Origin of the sequence: Prauserella endophytica (assembly GCF_005146945.1) — a bacterium.
GTDB classification, from domain to species: Bacteria; Actinomycetota; Actinomycetes; order Mycobacteriales; family Pseudonocardiaceae; genus Prauserella_A; species Prauserella_A endophytica.
In genome coordinates this window covers 522,570-543,328 of the sequence record NZ_SWMS01000001.1, presented here as the reverse complement: position 1 = coordinate 543,328, position 20,759 = coordinate 522,570, and the positions used below count along the sequence as shown (strand labels likewise).

Annotated in this window: 22 protein-coding genes and 1 tRNA gene; 11 read left to right on the top strand and 12 right to left on the bottom strand. The window is 69.7% G+C overall.

The window, feature by feature from the left end; translation table 11 throughout:
* Nucleotides 1-104: 104 nt before the first annotated feature.
* Nucleotides 105-476, top strand: a complete 372-nt coding sequence (locus FCN18_RS02715) for a helix-turn-helix domain-containing protein (protein WP_112266184.1) — start codon at nt 105-107, stop codon at nt 474-476.
* Nucleotides 477-478: 2 nt separating this feature from the next.
* Complete coding sequence (locus FCN18_RS02710; RefSeq protein WP_112266182.1) at nt 479-1,069, top strand: ImmA/IrrE family metallo-endopeptidase; 591 nt, start codon at nt 479-481, stop codon at nt 1,067-1,069.
* 931 nt (nt 1,070-2,000) lie between these two features.
* Here FCN18_RS02710 and FCN18_RS02705 read toward each other — a convergent pair.
* Nucleotides 2,001-2,396, bottom strand: coding sequence for a RidA family protein (locus FCN18_RS02705; RefSeq protein WP_137093345.1), 396 nt, complete (start codon nt 2,394-2,396; stop codon nt 2,001-2,003).
* Nucleotides 2,397-2,528: 132 nt separating this feature from the next.
* Between FCN18_RS02705 and FCN18_RS02700 the strand changes: the two genes are divergently transcribed.
* Both FCN18_RS02700 and FCN18_RS40015 read left to right on the top strand, forming a co-directional pair.
* A complete protein-coding gene (locus FCN18_RS02700) occupies nt 2,529-3,551 on the top strand; it encodes a helix-turn-helix transcriptional regulator (protein WP_137093055.1) in 1,023 nt (340 codons plus the stop codon).
* A 212-nt stretch (nt 3,552-3,763) separates the two neighbouring features.
* Nucleotides 3,764-4,174, top strand: a complete 411-nt coding sequence (locus FCN18_RS40015; RefSeq protein WP_228713592.1) for a tyrosine-type recombinase/integrase — start codon at nt 3,764-3,766, stop codon at nt 4,172-4,174.
* 91 nt (nt 4,175-4,265) lie between these two features.
* Here FCN18_RS40015 and FCN18_RS02690 read toward each other — a convergent pair.
* From FCN18_RS02690 to FCN18_RS02680, 3 genes are all read right to left on the bottom strand, one after another.
* A tRNA-Ser gene (locus tag FCN18_RS02690) sits at nt 4,266-4,350 on the bottom strand.
* Nucleotides 4,351-4,370: 20 nt separating this feature from the next.
* Complete coding sequence (locus FCN18_RS02685) at nt 4,371-4,847, bottom strand: MarR family winged helix-turn-helix transcriptional regulator (RefSeq protein WP_112266180.1); 477 nt, start codon at nt 4,845-4,847, stop codon at nt 4,371-4,373.
* 526 nt (nt 4,848-5,373) lie between these two features.
* Entirely contained in the window at nt 5,374-6,897 is a 1,524-nt protein-coding gene (locus FCN18_RS02680; protein ID WP_112266178.1) for a M28 family metallopeptidase, read from the bottom strand.
* 109 nt (nt 6,898-7,006) lie between these two features.
* On the opposite strand from FCN18_RS02680, the gene FCN18_RS02675 reads away from it, so the two are divergent.
* Complete coding sequence (locus FCN18_RS02675; RefSeq protein ID WP_113642710.1) at nt 7,007-7,984, top strand: NAD(P)H-quinone oxidoreductase; 978 nt, start codon at nt 7,007-7,009, stop codon at nt 7,982-7,984.
* Here the strand turns inward: FCN18_RS02675 and FCN18_RS02670 are convergent.
* Nucleotides 7,981-9,180, bottom strand: coding sequence for a cysteine desulfurase-like protein (locus FCN18_RS02670; RefSeq protein WP_112266174.1), 1,200 nt, complete (start codon nt 9,178-9,180; stop codon nt 7,981-7,983). The genes FCN18_RS02675 and FCN18_RS02670 overlap by 4 nt on opposite strands.
* A gap of 143 nt (nt 9,181-9,323) precedes the next feature.
* Here FCN18_RS02670 and FCN18_RS02665 point away from each other — a divergent pair, with 143 nt between their 5' ends.
* Complete coding sequence (locus FCN18_RS02665) at nt 9,324-9,893, top strand: bacterial proteasome activator family protein (protein WP_170200497.1); 570 nt, start codon at nt 9,324-9,326, stop codon at nt 9,891-9,893.
* 84 nt (nt 9,894-9,977) lie between these two features.
* Here FCN18_RS02665 and FCN18_RS02660 read toward each other — a convergent pair whose 3' ends face one another.
* The 3 genes from FCN18_RS02660 to FCN18_RS02650 are packed head-to-tail and all read right to left on the bottom strand — an operon-like array spanning nt 9,978 to nt 13,227.
* Nucleotides 9,978-11,480, bottom strand: a complete 1,503-nt coding sequence (locus FCN18_RS02660) for a hypothetical protein (protein ID WP_137093053.1) — start codon at nt 11,478-11,480, stop codon at nt 9,978-9,980.
* Entirely contained in the window at nt 11,477-12,496 is a 1,020-nt protein-coding gene (locus FCN18_RS02655) for a spore coat protein (RefSeq protein ID WP_137093051.1), read from the bottom strand. Before FCN18_RS02655 ends, FCN18_RS02660 begins: the two co-directional genes overlap by 4 nt.
* On the bottom strand, nt 12,493-13,227 hold the full coding sequence (locus tag FCN18_RS02650; protein WP_206077788.1) for a cytidylyltransferase domain-containing protein: 735 nt from the start codon (nt 13,225-13,227) through the stop codon (nt 12,493-12,495). The genes FCN18_RS02655 and FCN18_RS02650 overlap by 4 nt, the downstream gene beginning before the upstream one ends.
* A gap of 50 nt (nt 13,228-13,277) precedes the next feature.
* Between FCN18_RS02650 and pseB the strand changes: the two genes are divergently transcribed.
* The gene (gene pseB / locus FCN18_RS02645; RefSeq protein WP_113642713.1) at nt 13,278-14,261 is read left to right on the top strand and encodes a UDP-N-acetylglucosamine 4,6-dehydratase (inverting); all 984 of its coding nucleotides are present in this window, start codon (nt 13,278-13,280) and stop codon (nt 14,259-14,261) included.
* Nucleotides 14,254-15,393, top strand: a complete 1,140-nt coding sequence (locus FCN18_RS02640) for a DegT/DnrJ/EryC1/StrS family aminotransferase (protein ID WP_137093047.1) — start codon at nt 14,254-14,256, stop codon at nt 15,391-15,393. The genes pseB and FCN18_RS02640 overlap by 8 nt, the downstream gene beginning before the upstream one ends.
* A 17-nt stretch (nt 15,394-15,410) precedes the next feature.
* Here FCN18_RS02640 and pseI read toward each other — a convergent pair whose 3' ends face one another.
* The 4 genes from pseI to FCN18_RS02620 are packed head-to-tail and all read right to left on the bottom strand — an operon-like array spanning nt 15,411 to nt 18,070.
* Nucleotides 15,411-16,466 carry a pseudaminic acid synthase gene (pseI, locus tag FCN18_RS02635; protein ID WP_137093044.1) on the bottom strand — a complete coding sequence of 352 codons (1,056 nt, stop codon included), beginning with the start codon at nt 16,464-16,466 and terminating at the stop codon, nt 15,411-15,413.
* Between the two features lie 2 nt (nt 16,467-16,468).
* Entirely contained in the window at nt 16,469-16,948 is a 480-nt protein-coding gene (locus FCN18_RS02630) for a GNAT family N-acetyltransferase (RefSeq protein ID WP_137093042.1), read from the bottom strand.
* Complete coding sequence (locus tag FCN18_RS02625) at nt 16,938-17,381, bottom strand: hypothetical protein (protein ID WP_112266156.1); 444 nt, start codon at nt 17,379-17,381, stop codon at nt 16,938-16,940. The genes FCN18_RS02630 and FCN18_RS02625 overlap by 11 nt, the downstream gene beginning before the upstream one ends.
* Before the next feature lie 29 nt (nt 17,382-17,410).
* Nucleotides 17,411-18,070 (bottom strand): hypothetical protein, encoded by a 660-nt coding sequence (locus FCN18_RS02620; RefSeq protein WP_407675765.1) that lies wholly within the window; start codon nt 18,068-18,070, stop codon nt 17,411-17,413.
* A 97-nt stretch (nt 18,071-18,167) separates the two neighbouring features.
* Here FCN18_RS02620 and FCN18_RS02615 point away from each other — a divergent pair, with 97 nt between their 5' ends.
* The 3 genes from FCN18_RS02615 to wzt all read left to right on the top strand — a co-directional run bounded on the left by FCN18_RS02615 (nt 18,168) and on the right by wzt (nt 20,753).
* On the top strand, nt 18,168-18,956 hold the full coding sequence (locus FCN18_RS02615) for a class I SAM-dependent methyltransferase (RefSeq protein WP_137093040.1): 789 nt from the start codon (nt 18,168-18,170) through the stop codon (nt 18,954-18,956).
* Nucleotides 18,957-19,047: 91 nt separating this feature from the next.
* A complete protein-coding gene (gene wzm / locus FCN18_RS02610; RefSeq protein ID WP_112266154.1) occupies nt 19,048-19,938 on the top strand; it encodes a galactan export ABC transporter permease subunit Wzm/RfbD in 891 nt (296 codons plus the stop codon).
* Nucleotides 19,939-19,946: 8 nt separating this feature from the next.
* The gene (gene wzt, locus FCN18_RS02605) at nt 19,947-20,753 is read left to right on the top strand and encodes a galactan export ABC transporter ATP-binding subunit Wzt/RfbE (protein ID WP_112266152.1); all 807 of its coding nucleotides are present in this window, start codon (nt 19,947-19,949) and stop codon (nt 20,751-20,753) included.
* The last annotated feature ends 6 nt before the right edge of the window (nt 20,754-20,759 follow it).

The following is a 20,759-nucleotide window of genomic DNA, read 5'->3' as shown; positions in this document are numbered from 1 at the left end:
CGCCGGGCGTTTCTCTACTGAAACAATGTAGCAGTATCGCGACGAATGGCAGAATTGACACACCCCTGTGATAGTGAAAAGGACGACTCACGGAGGGCGGCGGTATGGAAGGCCGGATGGACGCGCGTCGGCTCTACGACGCGCTGGACGCGCAGCGAGGCTCACGCGGGATGTCGTGGCGCCAGCTCGCCGACGAGGCCGGGGTCAGCCCTTCACTGCTCAGCCGGATGGGCAACGGACACCGGCCGGACCTGGACGGGTTCATCGCGCTCGTGCAGTGGCTCGGCTCGCCTGCCGAGGTGTTCATGGTGTGGCCGGACGGACAGGAGCGCACCCGGGAGGAACCCGCACTCGAGACCCAGCTCGCCCTGCTGCTGCGGGCGAGGGACGACCTGTCGCAGGCCGACAAGGACTACCTGCTGGAGATCGTCGGAGCGACCATGCGGAGGATCAAAGTGGACCGTCAGGAGAGATGAGCGTGGCCCTACGGCGCGGTTTCAAGGCAGAAGCGAAGCGACTGGCACTCGAGGTCCGCGAGGAGATGGGCATCGGCGTCTTCGCCCCGCTCGATCCGTACGCACTCGCCGAGCTGTACGGGATCGAGGTGCACGACCTGAGCCACCCGTCTCTGCCCCGCGACGCGGTACGCCACTTCACCGGCCCGGCCGCGGCGTCGTTCTCCGGGGCGCTCGTGTCCGTCGGCAGGGGCGCGGTGATCATCGAGAACCACGTGCACGAAACCAATCGCCGCCGCTCCACGATCGCCCACGAGATGGCGCACGTGTTGCTGGAACACGACTTCGGCGTCCTGCTCAACGACGGCGAACGGTGCCGGTCATCCTCATCGGACCTCGAACTGGAAGCGGCCGAGCTTTCCGGCGAGCTGCTGCTGCCCTGCGACGCCGCCCGTACGGCGGCGTTCCGCGGCTGGACCGACACGTCGGTGGCGCGGTACTTCCGGATCAGCCGCAGCATGGCGCGCTGGCGGCTCAACACCACGGCGGCGAGGCGGATCGCCCGGTGCACCAAGGCGAAATGGCGGGAACCGGTTCCGGCGAACGTCTGCTGAGCGGAACCGCGGCTTGCGGCCCACCGCGCCGACGACGCACTGCGGGCGCTCAGCGGGTCCAGCACCGGGCCGTCGGGCCACCACTCGTCGCGCACGGCGACCAGGTCGGAGGCCACCTGTGGGAGCAAGCGGAGGGCAAGGACCACCCGGAGGACCCGTCGATCGCGGCTGATCAGACCAGAAATGAGACCAGGGCAAACCGTCACGACGTGGCGCGAGTGCCACTCCGGGCGGTCTGCCCTGGTCACAGGTGCGGAAGCGGAGGGAGTTGAACCCCCGGACCCTTGCGGGTCGCTCGCTTTCAAGCTCCATGCATGGCTGTTCAGCGTGGTTCGCCCCATGCCATCGCATGGCTGTGAACCGCCGAAACGAGGTAAGCCGAGGCACCTGGAACTTGTCCGAACGGGACTGAAGCGGCGGCGCGACGGGACCCAACTGCAACGAACACTGCAACCACGCGGGCCGCGTGACCTGCGCTCCGAAGCCTGGCTTCGGAGGTCTCTCCTGACACCGCTTGTAGGTCAGTTCTGAAACCGTCGGGGCATGATTCGGGTCGGCGATGTTGGTCTGCGTCGACCTCGCTTCTTGCCTCGACCGCGGGTCAGGTCGACCGTTGCCGAAAGTGAGCAGATCGACAATGGCGGCTCCCGTGTTCGGCAGCACCGACAAGATCGACTCGAGGTCGGCGTGGTCGAGGATCTCAGCGGTGTAGCGGCCGACATATGAGGGTGCGAGTTCACGACGGGTGCGCTTCCCGACGCCCTGCCGGGCGTCCTCGGCGCACTGAAGCTGCCGCAGCTCAGTGGTGGTGCCGGTATGCGATCCCGCCTGCGGCAAGCGAGGCCTGCAATCGCTGCGAGCTGGCCCAGCGGTCACCTCTCCTGTCTAGCCGCCCGCGCCGTCGGTGGCCGGCGCGAGCAGCAGGGGTCGCTCAGGCGACCGCGGTGCCTTCCAGTTCGACCATCTGCCCGAGGATCGCCAGCCGAGTCACGCCGAGCATCGTGGTGCTCGGCGCCACCTGGGCCGCTCCCAGCCGCGACGCCAGCACCCCGTAGTGCTGGAAGAGCAGGTCGACGTCGGTGGTGTAGACGTTGAGCCGCACGAGATTGGCCAGTGACATGTCGGCCGCGGCAAGCACCGCCTCCAGGTTGTCCAAGCTCAACGCAACCTGCGCTGCCATGTCTCCCTCATGCTGGGGAGTTCCGTCGGCCCCCATCGCAGTCTGCCCAGAGCAGTACAACGTCCGGGTGTGGCCGGTTATCACCTCACCCTGGTTGAACCCCATCTCCACCGACCACGTCACCGGGTTGACGGCCACTCGTTCGATTGCCACATCAGCTCCAATCAGATTCCATCGGCGAGTTGCCCGCATTCGCGCGTCGCCGCGGTTCAGCGGCGCGTTACCACCCTGACGCTGAATCACGACACCTTGTGTCAGGTATTCGGTAGCGTCTCCGTCGTGCGAGCTGACCGGCTGGTGTCCTTGGTCCTTCTGCTGCGTCAGCGCGGCCAGTTGACCGCGGACGCCCTGGCCAAGGAGCTCGAGGTCTCCCCGCGCACCGTCCTGCGCGACATCGAAGCGCTTTCCGCGGCCGGCGTCCCCGTCTATGCCGAACGTGGCCGGCACGGTGGGTACTCGCTGCTACCGGGGTTCCGGACCGAGCTCACGGGCCTGAACCACGACGAGGCCCTCGCGCTGCTCACCGCCGGCTCGGGGCCCAGCGAGCACACCTTCGGACTCGGAACGGCTCTCGCCTCAGCGATGCGGAAGATCGTTGACGCGCTCCCCGAAGGCCACCAGAACGCCGCGAACAACGCGGCACAGCGATTCCTTGTAAACCCCGAGACCGACCTGCTCTCCCGTCGCCTGAGCCAAGACTCGCTGCCCGACGCCACGTTGAGGGTGGTGCGACGCGCGGTTCTCGCCGGACGCAAGTTGCGGATCCACTACGCCTCGCGCGGCCAGCCACCCCAGTGGCGCACGGTGGACCCGATCGGCCTGGTCACCGTGCGAGACAAGGGGTACCTCCTGGCCACCGAATCCGGCACCGACCGGACCATGCGAATAGCGCGGGTCCACGCCGCCGAAGAACTTGCCGAACCAGCGCAGCGACCAGATCAGGTCGACCTCGAACACATCTGGGCACAACGCTGCGCCGAGTTCCTGTCCGAGGGCCACATCCCCGTCCAGGTACGGGTGAGCCCCGCGCGCCGGGATGACCTCCTCGACATGGCCGAAGCCGTTCGCGCGGAAGAGCCCGAACCAGACGGCTGGCTACGCCTCGAAGCCACCTTCCAAGACCTCTGGCACGCAGAGTGGGCGCTGTGGCAACTCGGTACCGACGCCGAAGCGCTCGCCCCGCCCGAACTACGCGCTTCCCTGCACACTCGGGCACAAGCAGTCGCCGACCGCTATCGAGACACGCCTGAGCCCGAACCGATCCAAACCCAGTCCGTCCGTGCCTGCCCACTTCAGGAGTGATGGCGAAACTCACCAACACAGGCGCAGCTCACGAACCGAGTGGTGTCGAAACCAGCCCCCATTCGGTGTTGAACGAGACCTCCACAGCCAGAAGTGGCAACACGGCTGCACGCCGGAGGAACCATGCGGCCACCGGCACGCCGGGCACTGCCCGCGAAGGCATGGCGGCGGTGTTGTCACGCAGGAGGTGAAGTCACGCGCTGGCCGTCGCATTGTCGCGTTGCCGACACCCGGTTCTGCGAGCGCTCAAGGATCACCGACGCGACCAGGAGCGCGAACGGAGGCAGGCCGGGGATCTGTGGCATGACGAAGGTTGGGTCTTCGCGAGCCCGGTCGGCAAGCCGATTCACCCACGCACGGATCACACGGCGTGGAAGGCGCTGCTGAAGGAAGCGGGCCGCCACGACGCGCGGCACACCGCCGCCACGATGTTGCTGGTGCTCGGCGTTCCCGGCCGGGCGGTGATGGAGGTGATGGGCTGGTCGGCCGTCGGCATGACGGCGCGCTACCAGCACATGACGACGGACCTCATGACGTCGATCGCGGACCAGATCGGCGGGCTGTTCTGGGCCGACGAAGACGACGGCGACGACGGTTCAGCAGGGCAACCAGTGGCCGTCTGAAGGGTGCAACTGCAACCCGAACTGCAACCCCAGGGCCGATATGCCGGGCGAGGCGTTGACCCTCGCCCGGCATATCGCCTGGTCACAGCTGCGGAAGCGGAGGGATTTGAACCCCCGGACGGTTGCCCGTCGCTCGCTTTCAAGGCGAGTGCATTCGGCCGCTCTGCCACGCTTCCCCGTCGCTCAGCCTAACGCGTCAGTCGTCCTGCTCCGTCAGGTGTGTGAGCACGCGGTTGAAGACCTTCCCCATCGTCACCTGCTCCTCGGTGCTCATCAGATCGATCAGGTGCGCACGGACGCCCCGCACGTGGGTCGGCGCGGCGCTTTCCAGCAGCTCCTCGCCCGCCTTCGTCAGCTCGGCCGTGACCCCGCGCCGGTCCCCTGGGTCCTTGCCCCTGCGGACGTAGCCCGCGAGCTCCATGCGCCCGACTTGGTGGGACAGCCGGCTCTTGGTCGACCCGAGCATGGTGGCCAGCTCCGTCATGCGCATCCGGTTCTCCGGCGCCTGCGAAAGGCACACGAGCACCTCGTAGTCGATCAGCGAGACGTCGTGGCTCTCGACGAGCTCGCGGTGGAGGCACTGCCGCAGTCGCAGCGTCGACACGATGTAGGACCGCCACGCGGCCATCTCCGTATCCGATAGCCAGCGCACCTCGCCGGGAACCTGGGTCATGCTACGGAGAGTAGGTCCTGGCCCCGACAACACTCCCACCGCGTTGGCATGGTGGTGGAATCACCGGATGGTGGAAACTCCCAGCGGTTGTGACCTCGGGACGGAAGGGGGATGCTGAGGGGTACGGAGGAGTCGGACCGGCAGATTGGACTCCACACCGGAGCACCAGCTGGACGACCCCGCCGGGAAAGGGCCAGGTGGTGCTGTGACAAATGATTTCCTGCGGTTGTCCGCCCGCTGTGTCCCCACGGGTGGGGCGGCTTGAACCGGCCCAGCCGCGATTGTGAGCAGCCCGGGTGTTCAAGCGTCTTCTCGCGCAGACGGCGTTCTCGAGCACTGCTTCGGTACGGTTTCTGTGACCGCACCACAGCGTTCCACGCCGGCCCGCGTCGCGGTCGACCGCAAGACAACTGGACAACCTCGGTAGACCTGGGTGCGGTGGCAGCAGACCAACCGCACCCAGGCATTTTTTGTGCCCACGACCGGGCCCCTCCCACCTGCCGAGGGGCCCGGTCGGGCTCAACCGCTACGCGGCCGCGCCGTGCGTGTGCCCCTCGGCCGCGAGGGTCCGCTGCGCCGACCGCTGGTCGGCGAGCTTCGCCTTGTTCTTCGCGCCCTTCGGCGTCACCCCGTTGATCTCCTCGGTGCTGATCGCGTACTTGGCTGCCACGCGAGCGATCGCGTCCGCGTTGCGGTCGAGCGCCAGGCGGTCGACGTTGCCAAGGTTGTCGCAGGCCTGGTGGTAGCACGGGTCGTAGGCGACTCCGGCCTCACCGCCCCACTTCGCGGCCTGCTCCTCGGTCTTCACGCCCTCGGCGCCGGTGAACAGGCCACCCGCCGGGATGCCCACCGCGATGAACTCGCCGTAGTCGGAGCGGCCGTTGAAATCGGTGCCCTCCGGCTCGATACCCCTGGTGGCGAGCGCGTCGATGAACGACTGCTCGATCTGCGCGGAGCCGTACGGGCCCGCGCCCTCGCCCTCGCCGTCGGAGTCGTCGCCGTCGTAGGCGAAGTAGCCCGCGTTCGGCGAGCCGACCATGTCGAAGTTCAGGTACAGCGCGATGTCGAGCTGCTGCTCGAACGACAGGGAGTTGACGTAGTACGTGGAGCCGACGAGCCCGAACTCCTCGGCGCTCCACCACGCGAACCGCACCGCGTTGTTGACCTTGGGCTTGCCGCCCAGCTGCAGCGCCGTCTCCAGCAGCGCGGCCGAACCGGTGCCGTTGTCGTTGATGCCGGCGCCTTCGGTGACGCTGTCGAGGTGGGCGCCCGCCATCACGACGTTGTCCTTACGGCCGGTCTTGGTCTCGGCGATGACGTTGTAGCTCGTGCGCTCCTCCTCGAAGGCACGCAGCTCCAGCGTGGTCTCGGCGCCGTGCTGCGAGAGCAGCGGCTGCGCGTCCTCCTGGCTGATGCCGCCGGTCGGGACGCGTCCCGCGCTCGGGTCGCCGAGCGTGCCGTTGAGGGGGCCTGGCTCGTTGTTGTAGACGATCGCGCCGATCGCGCCCGCGTCGGCGGCGGCGGCCTGCTTCTGCGCGAACGGGCACGATCCGCGCTCCACGAGCACGATCTGGCCGGTGACGTCGCCGTAGTCGGTGGCCTCGCAGCCGGGGGTGTCGTCGGACTCGATCACCGCGAGCGGGCCGGTGATGCCGCCCTCGGGCGTGGACGGGCTGTAGCTCATGATGATGATCGGCACGTCGGTGCCGCCCACCACCAGGCTTTCGGCCAGCGTCTCGGTGTACGTGAACGGGAACTCCTGGCGGGTCACGGTGTAGCCCGCGGCTTCGAGTTTGCCCGCGACGTACTCCGCGGAGGCGTCGTAGCCGGGGTTGCTCGCCGCGCGGTTGCCGCCGTTGGCGTCGGAGATCCGCTGCAGCGCGATCAGGTGCCGGTTGATGTTGCCGACGTCGACCTTCTTCGCGAGCGTGTCGGCGAGCCGGTCGCCCGCGTCCGGCGCGGCGACCGAGGTGGCGGAGCCGGTGAGCACGAGCCCGGCACAGGCCGCGAGCACGATGGCAGGTCTGAGCTTCCCTCTGCTGGATGACATAGACACGTCCCCTTCGTGACTGAGGAGCGTCACTTTCGTGTCTCCTGCACGTAAGGTCAAGCGCCATTCGTAGGAAAGGCCGGGTTGCGGTGTGACGTAGGGTCCCCGTATGCACGCGATCACGATCAGCGAGCCAGGTGGTCCGGAGAACCTCCAGTGGACCGAAGTGCCCGACCCGTCCCCCGGCGCCGGTGAGGTGCTGATCGACGTGGCCGCGAGCGCGGTCAACCGGGCGGACCTGTTGCAGCGGCAGGGCCACTACCCGCCACCGCCCGGCGCAAGCGACGTGCTGGGCCTCGAGTGCTCCGGCACCGTCGCCGAGCTGGGCGAGGGCGTCGAGGGCTGGCAGGTCGGCGACGAGGTGTGTGCGCTGCTCGCCGGTGGCGGCTACGCCGAGAAGGTCGTCGTCCCGGCCGTGCAGCTGCTGCCGGTGCCCGGCGAGGTCGAGCTGATCTCGGCGGCGGGGCTGCCCGAGGTGGCCTGCACCGTGTGGTCCAACGTCGTCATGCACGCGGGCCTCGGCGAGGGCGACGTGCTGCTCTGCCACGGCGGCGCGGGCGGCATCGGCACCCACGCGATCCAGGTCGGAAAGGCGCTCGGCGCGACTGTCGCCGTCACGGCGGGCTCGGCGGAGCGGCTGGAGCGCTGCCGTCAGCTCGGCGCCGACCTCACGATCAACTACCGCGAGCAGGACTTCGTCGAGGAGCTCAAGAAGGAGACCGGGGGCGCCGACGTCATCCTCGACAACATGGGCGCCAAGTACCTCGGCCGCAACGTCGACGCGCTCGCCACCAACGGTCGCCTCGTCGTGATCGGTTTCCAGGGCGGGGTGAAGGGCGAGCTGAACCTCGGCAAGCTCGGCGCCAAGCGCGGCAGCGTCGCGGTGACCACGCTGCGCGCCCGGCCGGTCGAGGACAAGGGCCGGATCGTCGCCGACGTCCGCGAGCGACTGTGGCCGCTGATCGAGAACGGCTCCGTGCGACCCGTGATCGACCAGGTCATCCCGATGGCCGAGGCCGCGAACGGGCATCGAGCGCTCGAAGAGGGCGGCGTCTTCGGCAAGGTCGTGCTGACCGCGAAGTCCTAGGCGAGCTCTTCGAGCACACGCACCAGCTGGTTGATCTCGAAGACGTTGGAGTAGTGGGCGAGGGCGATGCGGACCGCGCCGCCGACCTCGCCCACGCCCAGTGCCGCGAACACTCCGCTCGTGCCCTCGTCGGCGAACGCGCACAGCCCCTGCGACGCCAGGTACTCCGCGACCTCGGCGGCCTTGCGCTCGGCGACGGCGAACGCGAGCGCCGGGATCCGCCGCATGGCGTCGCCGATCACCATCACGTGCCGCAGCGAGCGCAACTCGGTGGACAGCTGGGCGAGCAGCCCGGCGTGGTACGACTTGGCCGAACCGAGCGAGGTCAGCAGCCGTTCGCGGCGGGAGCCCGAGGCCGCGTCGTCGAGCCCGGCGAGGTAGTCGATCGAGGCGATCAGGCCCGCGAGCAGCGGGTAGGCATGCGGGCCGAGCTCCAGTCGCGCCGCGCGGCGCGCACTCGGATCGAGCGACACCGACGGCAGGCGCTCCAGCAGCTCCGGGTCGCGGAACACGAGCGCACCGACGGCGGGGCCGCCCCACGTCTGCGCCGACAACACCACCACGTCGGCGCCGAGCGAATTCACGTCGAGCGGCAGGAACGGCGCCGCGTAGGTGGCGTCGACGACCACCAGCGCGCCGACGCGCTTGGCGATCTCCACGACCGTCGGCACGTCGGGCCGCGTGCCGACGGAGCCCGACGCACAGGTCAGCGACACCGCCTTGGTGCGCGCGTTGACGAGGTTCTCGTACTGCCAGGCCGGCAGCTCGCACGTTTCGATGTCGATCTCGCCCCAGCGGACGGCCCCGCCGATCCGCTTGGCGGAACGCAGCCACGGCGCGATGTTCGCCGGCTCGTCCAACCGCGACACCACGACCTCGTCGCCGAGCGTCCAGCGTTCGGACAGCGAGTCGACGAGGCGGCTCAGCAGCACCGAGGCACTCGGGCCGAGCACGACGCCGTCGGGGTCGGCGCCGACGAGATCGGCGACCGCACGGCGCGCGGCCGCGACGATGCTCTCCGCGCGCTGGGAGGCCGGAAATGCTCCGCCAGGCCCCGAAACCGGAGCCCGCATCGCCGTCGACACCGCCGAGGCGACCTGTTCTGGAACGAGCATTCCGGTGGAACCGTCGAAGTGGATCCAGCCGTCACCCAGTGCGGGAAACAACCCACGTATCCGAGCGACGTCAAACGCCATGAGCACACCGTACGGAGCCGTAGTTTCGCTGCGCGTTCGGGGTTGCCCTGGTGAACACGGTCAGCGACGGTTCCGGCTACGCTCGGATGTGGGGTGTGTCGAAGCGCTGTGAAGTACTTCCGAAATGAGCCAGGATGGAGCATATGACGGAGCCGAATTTCCCGAATTCACACACGGCCGGTAGCCAAGAAGGGGAACAATCACACCACGTGGTGGTCGTGGGCCCGGATGGCGCTCCGGTGGGTGCGGCACGGATCGGTCCCGGCGCTGAGGGGGACAACAAGAACGAGTCCGTCGGCGACATGGTCGAGGAACCGGCCAAGGTCATGCGGATCGGGACCATGATCAAGCAGCTGCTGGAGGAGGTGCGCGCGGCACCGCTCGACGACGCCTCCCGCAACCGGCTGCGCGAGATCCACCAGACCTCGATCAAGGAGCTGGAGCAGGCGCTCGCGCCGGAGCTGCAGAACGAGCTGGAGCGGCTGGTCGCGCCGTTCACGGACGACACCACGCCCTCGGACGCGGAGCTGCGGATCGCGCAGGCCCAGCTCGTCGGCTGGCTGGAAGGCCTCTTCCACGGCATCCAGACGGCGCTGTTCGCCCAGCAGATGGCCGCGCGCGTGCAGCTGGAGCACATGCGGCGCGGGCTCCCGCCCGGCACGGGTGGCGGAGAGCAGGGCCCGTCGATCGGCAACCCCGGCCAGTACCTCTGAGCGGTGCGCCGAGCCCGACGTCCGCAGTGAAGGCCACCATCACTGCGTTGAACGCAGTGATGGTGGCCTTCACTGCGGTTGGGTTCAGCGGCCGCTGAGCCGGCCGAGCCACCGGTCGATGGTCAGCTCGTAGCGCCCTGGGTCGTAGGTCAGCCGTGCCGCATCGGTGCTCGCGGTGACGGCGGTACTCACCTGGGGCGCCCACTGCGGCAGGACGAAGACGTTCTGCCAGTAGTCCTCGCGCATCTGGATCCGGGCCACGAGCTGGTACCCCGCGGTGGCGGCGTCCACGTCCAGGCCGTACTTGTTCGCTGGGATCTCGGGCCCGATCCCTGTCACCACGACCACGGTCGGCCGTGCCTTGCTCACGATCGAGGTGGGGTCGGCGCCGTGGGCGATCGCCTCGTCGTTGAGTCCGATGTAGTCGATCGACCGCCAGTCGCTGTAGTAAGGGATCGCGCCTGCGTCGCTGACGGCCAGGGTGCGCGCCTCCTCCGGCACACCCGACTCGGCGAGGCCCTGCCCGATCGCGACGTGTGCGCGCTGGAGGTCCACGCCGTAGTTGGCGATCGTCGGCAGATCTGAGGCCACTGCTCCGGTAACAGCGACCCACCCGACGGCGACCGCGCCCACCGCTGCGCTCGCCAGGCGGTGACCGATCGCGGCGACAGCGATGCCGGCGCCGAGGCACAGCACCGGGAAGGCGTGGTAGGCGAAGCGGTGCAGGTAGTCCATCGTGAGGCCGGACATCGCGTACGGCGCGTACGTGGCCGCCACCGTGAGGCTGAGCAGCAGGCCCTTGAACCACAGCCCCTTGACGACGAGCAGGGCGAGCGTGAGCACGAGCAGCGGGGCGAGGGCGAGCGCCGTCCGTCCGGCCCAGTCCGAGCCCGCGGCCACGTCGCCGAACTTGACGTAGAAGGTGTTCGGCAGCAGCTGCCCGTAGTAGATCCAGCGCCACAGGAAGTACCCGGCGCCGACGACCACCAGCGCGCCGAGCCCCCAGCGCGCCGTGGGGATCCGGCGGGAGTACCAGAACCACACGGCGAACGCGGGCAGTCCGGCGAGCAGACCCTCTGGCCGCAGCATCGCGAGCAGCAGGAGCAGCAGTGGCGGCTCCCAGTCGAAGACCCGGTCCTCGTCGATCACGTGCAGCGCGACGATCACCAGCCGCAGCAGCACGGCGGCGAAGGCGACCGTTTCGAGCCCGCTGTTGAGGTGGAAGTAGGTGGGCAGGAAGAGCACGAACGCGGTGCCCGCGACGACGGCTCCCACGCCGTCGGTGGCGCGCACGAGCAGCACGAGCGTCACGCCGCCGAACACCAGCGACGTCACCTTCGCGACGGTCAGCAGGTCGGCGCCGAACGACGCGAACAGCCCGTGCCACAGCATCCAGGCGAAGTTGGTGAAGCCTTCGACGGCGTCGCCGCCGACGTTCCAGACGGGACCGAACCCCTCGGCGAGGTGCTTGCTGTAGCGGAAGGTGATGAACGCGTCGTCGATCACGAACGCCCACGCCAGCCACGTGCCGAACGCGAACAGGACGGCGAGCCCCAGCAACAGGCCCGACCTGGCCGCCTTGCTCATCGCACGGCTCCTTCGAGCGCGTCGAGCACGCGCGCGGCGCCGTGGCCGTCGACGGCGGCCGAGGCCGTGGCGGCGAGGCGCTCGCGCGCGGCGGGCTCGGCCAGCAGCGTGGCGAGGGTCGCGGTGGCAGTGGTGGGGCTGTCGAACGCGGCGGCGTTGCCGAGTCCCGCGGCGAGGCCCCCGTCGACGGCGGCGCGGTAGCCGGCGGCCTGGTTGTCGACGAGCTGGACGAGCGCGGTCGGCACGCCGATGCAGCACAGTTCGAGGAGGGTCACACCGGAGGCGCTGACGACGAGATCGGTGTCGACGAGCTTGCCGTGCAGGCTCGGGCCGGGTGGCGACACGACGAAGCGCTGGCCGGGTCCTGGTTCGGGGAGAGTGGGCTCGCCGCGCACGAGGGCTTCGACGGTGCACGGCCTGCCGGTGGCGCGCAGGGCCTCCAGCAGCGCGGCGACGGTCTCCTGCCAGACCCCGCCCCCACCGAGCACCACCAGCACGTGTGGAGCTTTCGCGTCGCCCCCGTCGTGGGAGCGAGGGAGCTTTACTCCCGTTTCGCGGGAGCAAAGCTCCCTCGCTCTCCGTTTGTCCCTCGCCTCGAGCACCACCTGCCGCAGCGGGGCGTAGCCGACGCCGGTGAGCACCGAGCCGGAGCCGTCGTCGGGGCGCGGCTGGGGTGCCAGCCCGCAGTCCACCACCACGTCCGCCGCCCGCCTGCCGAACACTCCGTCCTCGAAGGACACCAGCCGCGCACCGGCGGCGTTCACCTCGGCCCGCACCTCGCCGATGCCGTAGTGGTCCACCACCACCGCGTCGTAGCCGTCCGCGCGCGTCTCGGGCCCGAGCACCGGAACGCCCAGTTCGGCGAAGCGCGCCGCGAGGAAGTCGGCGTTGTCCGTGTGCCCGGCGAAGGCGACCGTCCAGCCGCGCGGCGTGGCCTGCTCGGCGAGCGCGACCATGCGCGAGATGTGCCCGGCCCCGATCTGTCGCGACGAGTCCGCTCGCAGCAGGATCCTCACCGCACCGCCTTCTGCTCCACGTCCGCGTTCACCGCCACCAGGTCCGGACGCCGCCGCAGCACGTCCACTACCTCCCGCCACGCCGGGACGCGGTCGCCCAGCTCCGCGACCACGCCCTCCAGCACCGTCCAGTCCTGCTCGGTGTCGAGCGTGACCCGAAGGTCGCCGGCGGGCGGCGACACGACGATACCGGCGCACGCATAACGCTCCGGCCGCCCGTGCACACCCGACGTGACGTGCTCGCGGTGTGGCCCCCTCGGTTCCTCCGCCTGCTCGGTGAGCACCGGCACGCGCACCAGCTCGGCGTCGAACCCACGCGGCAGCGTGCGCACCAGTACGTTGCTCACGTAGTCCAGCTCCGGCTGTGCCCGCCACAACGCCACGAGCTGCGCGATCAGCGCCGGGTCGTGCAGGGGGCAGTCCGCCGTGAGCCGCACGACCGCGTCGGCCGGGTACCGCTCGCACGCGAGCAGAAACCGGGCGAGCACGTCGTCGAGCGGGCCGCGCACCACCTCGGCACCACACCGCGCCGCCTCGTCGGCCACCGAGTCGTCGTCGGGCGCGTCCGAGGTGGCCACCACCACCGTGTCGACCCCCGGCGTCGCCGACGCAGCCCGCACCACCCAGCCGAGCACGCTGCGACCACCCAGCGAACGCAGCACCTTGCCCGGCAACCGCGTCGACGACGCCCTCGCCTGGATGACGACGTTCACGACGGTCGGCTCGCGCATGGGTGACATGATGGCCGGAGTCCATACGCCTGCAACGCGGAGGTAACCCCATGGCCGAGCTCGACGGTGCGAGCATCCTGCTCACCGGAGGTACGGGCTCGTTCGGAAAGGCCTTCATCACCCACGCGCTCGCCGAGCTCAACCCGCGCAGGCTGGTCGTGCTCTCCCGCGACGAGCTGAAGCAGTACGAGGTGCGCAGGCAGTTCGGCGACGACCCCCGCCTGCGCTGGTTCATCGGCGACGTCCGCGACCGCCGCAGGCTCGAACGCGCCATGCACGGCGTGGACTACGTGGTGCACGCCGCCGCGCTCAAGCAGGTCGACACCGGCGAGTACAACCCCTTCGAGTTCGTCCAGACCAACGTGATGGGCTCGCAGAACGTCATCGAGGCCGCCATCGACACCGGCGTGCGCAAGGTCGTGGCGCTCTCCACCGACAAGGCGTCGAGCCCGATCAACCTCTACGGCGCCACCAAGCTGTGCGCCGACCGGATGTTCATCAGCGCCAACCACTACGCCGCCACCCACCCCACCCGTTTCGCCGTGGTCCGCTACGGCAACGTGATGGGTTCGCGCGGCAGCGTCATCCCCTTCTTCCGCTCGCTCGCCGAGCGCGGCGAGTCGCTGCCGATCACGCACAAGGAGATGACGCGCTTCTGGATCACGCTGCCGCAGGCGGTGCGCTTCGTGGTGGACTCCTTCGACCAGATGCACGGCGGCGAGCTGTACGTCCCGAGGATTCCCAGCATGCGGCTCGTCGACCTCGCGCAGGCGATCGCCCCCGGCAGCGCGATGCACGAGGTCGGCGTCCGGCCCGGCGAGAAGCTGCACGAGGAGATGATCGCGCCGGACGACTCGCGGCGGACACTGCTGCTGGAGGACCGCTATGTGGTACAGCCGCACATCGCGGGCTGGGGCTACGAGCCGCCGGAGGGTGGCGTGCCGGTGCCGGACGGCTTCGCCTACCGCTCCGACACCAACGACCTCTGGCTCGACACCGGCCAGCTGCAGGAGCTGATCGCCGAACATGAGTGAGCCGTTCCTGCCCTACGGGCGCCAGTCGATCGGCGACGACGACCTCGCGGCCGTCGCCGAGGTGCTGCGCGGCGACTGGCTGACCACGGGCCCCGCGGTGCAGCGGTTCGAGGCCGACCTCGCGGCGCAGACGGGCGGAACCCCCGCGGTGGCGGTCACCTCGGGCACGGCGGCACTGCACGTGGCCTACGCGGCAGCGGGTCTCGGGCCCGGCGACGAGGTGGTGGCCAGCCCGATGACGTTCGTCGCGACGGCGTCGGCCGCGGCGCTGCACGGCGCGAAGGTGGTGTTCGCCGACGTCGAGCCCGACACCGGCAACCTCGACCCGCACGCGGCCCGCGCGGCGTTGACGAGCCGCACGAAGGTGGTCGCCGCCGTCGACTACGCGGGCCACCCCGCGGAGCTGGACGAGCTGCGAACCGTCGCCGACTCGGCGGGCGCGCTGCTGCTGGAGGACGCCGCGCACTCGATCGGCGGCTCGTGGCGCGGCAGGCCGGTCGGCTCGCTCGCCGACCTGACGACGTTCTCGTTCTTCGCCACCAAGAACCTCACCACGGCCGAAGGCGGTGCCGTGGTGAGCGCGTCAGAGCGGCTGCTGGAGCGGGCGAGGGCGTTCCGCAACCACGGCCTCGTGCGAGACCGGGCCGCCCAGCGGTACCCCGACGAGGGCGGCTGGCACCAGGAGGTGCACGCCTTCGGGCTCAACTACCGGCTGCCGGACGTGCTGTGCGCGCTGGGCAGCAGCCAGCTGCGACGGCTCGCGGAGTTCAAGCGGCGCCGCGCGGCGATCCACACGCGCTACGACAAGGCGTTCGCCGACCTCGACGGCGTACGGACCCCGGTGACGAGGGCGGGCGCGGACCCGATGTGGCACCTGTACCCGCTGCGCGTGCTCGACGGACGGCGCCGGGCGCTGTTCGACCACCTGCGTGGGCTCGGCATCGGCGTGCAGGTGAACTACATCCCCGTGTACTGGCACCCCGTGTTCGAGGACCTCGGCTACCGCCGCGGCCTGTGCCCGAACGCCGAGCGGTTCTACTCCGAACAGCTGTCCCTGCCGCTGTTCCCTGACCTGACCGAGTCCGATGTAGACCGGGTGATCACGTCGGTGCGGTCGTTCTTCGGGGCTTAGGCCGCGTCAGGCACGGCCTAGATCAGGTCCCAGCTCAGGGGCGTGCCCTTCACCGCGTCGACGCGGAACGTCCGGCCGAGCACCTTCGCGATGTCACCGGGAGACAGCCCACCCGCCGGCCGGATCGAGCGCACGTTCCGCTCGGTCACCGGATCGCCCGCCCGCACGTCCTCGACGACGTACAGCGATCGGCGCAGCCGCAGGCCCTCGCGCTCGCTCTCCTTGGGCCCCAGCACCGGTTCGCCCAACGCCTGCCACGCCCGCCGCGTCTCCGTGACCAGCGCCGCGAGCTCCGCGGGCTCGAGCGAGAACGCCGAGTCGACGCCGCCGTCGCCGCGAGAGAGGGTGACGTGCTTCTCGATCGCGCACGCTCCCAGCGCCACGGCTGCCACCGGGGCACCGAGGCCCGGCGTGTGGTCCGACAGACCGACCAGGGCACCCGTCACCTGGGCCAGCAACGGCAGGCCGCGCAGGTTGCTCTCCTCCGGCGCGGCCGGGTAGCTGGCCGTGCAGCCGAGCACGATCAGCTGGTCGTTGCCCGCCTCGCGCGCGGTGCGCACCGCGGCGTCGATCTCGGCGACCGTGGCCATGCCGGTGGAGATCACCAGCGGCTTGCCGGTCCGCGCGCACAGTTCGATCAGCGGCAGGTCGACGATCTCCGACGACGCGATCTTGTACGCGGGCGCGTCGAGCGACTCCAGCAGCTCCACCGCGGTCGGGTCGAACGGGCTGGAGAACACCTCCAGGCCGCGCTCACGGGCGCGGCGGAACAGCGGCTCGTGCCACTCCCACGGCGTGTGCGCCTGCTCGTAGAGGCGGTACAGGTTCTGCCCGCCCCACAGCTCGTGGCCTTCGCTGAGCCGGAACGCGGGACCGTCCACGTCGATCGTGATCGTGTCGGGCCGATAGGTCTGCAGCTTCACTGCCTGCGCCCCGGACTCGGCCACCGCGTCGACGATCGCGAGCGCGCGGTCGAGGTCGCCGTTGTGGTTGCCGGACACCTCCGCGATCACGAACGGCGCGTGCTCCGGCCCGATGTCGTGCTTACCGATGACGACGGACGTGGCAGCCATGGCTAGGCATTCTCCAGTGGTTTGGTGAGCACCCGGAACGGCCCGGCCGTCTCGGTGCCGGTGTAGCCGGCCTTGCGGAAGAGGGCCACGGACGCCGAGTTGTCCTCGTGGACGCTCGCGAGCACGCACCGCGCGGATTGCCGCCTGCGCAGCTCGCACTCGCCCGCCGCCAGTATGGCTCCGGCGAGGCCCCTTCCGCGGCACTCGGGGGCGACGGTGATGCTGACCTCCCACGTGCCCTCGGGGGCGTCGGACACCAGGTCGAACCGCACCGTGCCCACGGGCCCGTCCGCCTCGGCGACGAACAGCAGCCGGTCCGCCGAGGCCAGCACGCTCTCGAGCCAGCGCACGTGGTCGGCGAGCGGGACGACTTCGCTGGCGCGCGACCAGCGCCGCGTCTCCGGGTCGTTGCGCCAGCTCAGCAGCAGCTCGGCGTCGCGAACGCCTGCCTCACGGACGGATAGCCGCGCCTCAGTGTCCACTGGCGCCCGCACGGTCCTCCAGCTTGCGCAGCCGCTCCTCGTACCGCGCGATCCCCGTGAGCCGCACGCGCACCTGGGCGTGCTGGCGCTGCACCTCCTCGACCAGCGAGCGCGCCTCGGCCAGCTCCGCCTTGTCGGCGGGCGGAGTGAGTGCGATCTTGGCGCGCAGGTCCTCCAGCCGGGCCTCCTGCGCGGCGACGTGCGGGATCAGGCGCTCCACCTCGCCGGTCGTCCAGCGCAGGTCGCCGCGGACCCGGTCGAGCTCCGCCGCCAGGTCGGCGACCCGCCGCTCCTGCTCGGCGAGCCGCCCGGCGTGCCGCTCGATGCGCTCGACGTGCCCGCGCATACGGTCGTCGATGCGGAAGTCGACGAGCCTGGCGAGCCTCGCGGCGGCGCCCTGACGAAGCGCTCTCAACGGGTTCACTGGGTTCACTGCATGTTTTCCTTTGGGGTTCTCGGTGGTCAGCGGAGGAACTTGGTGTTGCCCGTCCTGGTCCAGGACTCCAGCAGCCTGCCCTCGGCGGCGATCTGGTGCTCCGGTCCCACGATGCACGAATCTCCCGCCGCGTGCTCCCAGGACGTCTGGTGTGGGTCGTCGATGAACGAGAAGCCGGTGAGCACCAGCTCCGCGTCGGGGAAGGACGTCCGCGCGATCCACGCCGCCATCGTGCCCGTGGTGGCCCACGTGCCCTCAGCCTGCGTCGGCAGGTCGAGTGCCTCCGACAGCGGCAGCGTCACGTCGCGGTTGGACACGGGGACGAAGCCGAGATCGGCGGGCCACCACTGCGGGATGTCCTCGGGCTCCCAGTGCAGCCTGCCCGGCTCCACCAGCAGGTACAGCCGCGAGGGGTAGTCGTCGAACACCCACTTCGTGGCCCGCAGGGCCCGGTTGAACACCACGACGTGCGTTCGGTGGCCGACGGTGGGCCGCCCGCCCGGCTCGTCGCACACGAAGCCGTTGACCCGGAAGACGAGGTCGCACGAATCGATGGCCTTGGCCCGCTGCTCGTCCGGGGCGAGCGGCTGGTTGCCCACGACGGCGACCGAGCGCGGATCGGGGCGGTCGGCGTACGCCTCGAGCAGGCTCCTCAGGAGGTTCGGCGCCCGGACGTCGCTATCCATGTGAACGCAAGCTATCAGCACACCGGCAGTGCGCAACGCGTACACACACAGCTACCGAGTGCTCCGAACGGCGCAGTCCTGCGCCTATGATCCGGTGATGCGCCGAAACCTCCGGCACGCACTGCGCGCGAAACTCGTTCGCGCCGTCGAGGCTGCGCAGGCCCCACAGCTGCGCAAGCTGGAACGACTCGAGCGGGAGGTCACCGAGCTGCGGCGGGACACGGCGCGCCTGCTCGACCGGGTCGTCGAGTTCGAGGTCCGAAGCCGGCGCGACATCGTGTACGCGGGCGACCGCGAGGCCGCGGCCGAGAGCCACCGCTTCGCCCGCCAGCACCTGATCGGCGCACGGCACTTCCGCAAGCCGTGGGAGACGCTGCGCTACGCGCTCTCGCTGGCCCCCGAGGGCGGCCTCGCGCTGGAGTTCGGCGTCGCTTCCGGCAACACCCTCCGGCACATCGCGGAGGCCCGCGACGGCGGCGAGGTGTACGGCTTCGACTCGTTCGAGGGCCTGCCCGAGCCGTGGCTGGCCGGGATGCCCGCGGGCGCGTTCGCGAGGACGGACCTACCGGACGTACCGGGTGCGGAACTGGTGGTCGGGCTCTTCGCCGACACGCTGCCCGCCTTCCTGGAGCAGCACGGGCAGCCCGTCGACTTCGTGCACGTGGACAGCGACCTCTACAGCTCCGCGAAGACCGTGCTCGACCTCGTCGGACCCCGGTTGCGGGCGGGATCCGTGATCGCGTTCGACGAGTTCTTCAACTACCCCGGCTGGCAGGACCACGAGTACCGGGCGTGGCGGGAATACGCCGAGCGCACAGGTGTGCAGTTCTCGTACGAGGCGTACTCCTACGAAGACTGCCAGGTCGTGGTGCGGCTCACGGGTTGAGGCGGACGCGCGCGATCGCCTTCATCCGTCGCCAGTACCCTCGTATCTCGTGCACGCCACAAGCACCGTTGACCCCACGGAAACGCCCACGATGACTTCGGCACCACCCGCTTCGGACAGCCGAACCTTCCGCCGCGCGTTCGCCGACCTCAGGGACGGCGCCCGGCAGCGCGAGCTGTGGGGCCACCTCGCCTGGCAGGACATCAAGCAGCGGTACCGCCGCTCGGTGCTCGGGCCACTGTGGATCACCCTGAGCATGGGCATCACCGCGCTCGGTCTCGGCCTGCTGTACTCGCAACTGTTCGACGCCGAGATCGGGACGTTCCTGCCCTACATCACGGCCGGCTTCATCGTCTGGTACTTCATTCTGGGGTGCCTGACGGAGGGCACGGACACGTTCATCGCGAACGAGGGGCTGATCAAGCATCTGCCCGCTCCGCTGTCGGTGTACGTACTGCGCACGGTGTGGCGGCAGAGCATCATGCTCGCCCACAACATGGTCATCTACGTGATCGTGATCGCGATCTTCTGGGGCCCGGTGACCACGTCGGGCTACTCGATCACCGAGGGCGGTGTCCCCCAGCCGGGCCTGAGCTGGAGCGTGCTGCTCGCCATCCCGGCCTTCGTTCTGGTGGCGATCAACGCGGGCTGGGTCGTGCTGCTGTTCGGCATCGCTTCCACACGGTTCCGCGACATCCCGCAGGTCGTCTCGAGCCTGATCAACCTGCTGTTCTTCATGACGCCGATCGTCTGGTCCACCGACATCCTCAAGGACAAGTTCGGGGAGAGCGTCGGCTGGCGGGACCTCGTCGCCGAGCTGAACCCGCTGTACCACTTCATCCAGCTCGTGCGCGCGCCGCTGATCGGCAACGAGCAGAGCTGGCACCACTGGGTCGTGGTCGGCGCCTTCACGATCGTCGGCTGGGCCCTGGCGCTGTTGGTGATGCGCAACTACCGTGCTCGCGTCTCGTATTGGGTGTGACGACAAAGATGATCAGCATTGACGTCTGGAACGCGTCGGTCGACTTCCCGATCTTCGACGCGAAGACCCGCTCGCTGAAGAAGCGCGTGCTGGGCAAGGTCGGCGGCAAGATCGGCACCGACAGCAAGGTGCCCATCATCGAGGCGCTGCACGACATCACCCTGTCGGTCAAGAGCGGCGACCGCATCGGCCTGGTCGGCCACAACGGTGCGGGCAAGTCGACCCTCCTGCGCCTGCTCTCCGGCATCTACGAGCCCACGCGCGGCTCCGCGCGCGTCAACGGGCGCGTGGCGCCGGTCTTCGACCTCGGCGTCGGCATGGACCAGGAGATCTCCGGCTACGAGAACATCATGATCCGTGGCCTGTACCTGGGCATGACTCGCAAGCAGATGGAGAAGCGCGTCGACGACATCGCGGACTTCACCGAGCTCGGCGACTACCTCTCGATGCCGCTGCGCACGTACTCGACCGGCATGCGGGTGCGGCTCGCGCTGGGCGTGGTGACGTCGATCGACCCCGAGATCCTGCTGCTCGACGAGGGCATCGGCGCTGTGGACGCGGCGTTCTTGAACAAGGCGCGCGACCGGCTCGTGGACCTGGTCAAGCGCTCCGGCCTGCTGGTGTTCGCGTCTCACCAGGACGACCTGCTGCTGGAGTTGTGCACCTCGGCCATCTGGATGGACGAGGGCCGGATGAAGATGCAGGGCCCGCTGCGCGAGGTCCTCACCGCGTACAAGGGCAGGGATCCCTTCCACAACGTCAGCCAGGAGACACTCGACCGGCTCGAAGGCGCACCGGCGCTGAGCGGCGACTGAGGTGGC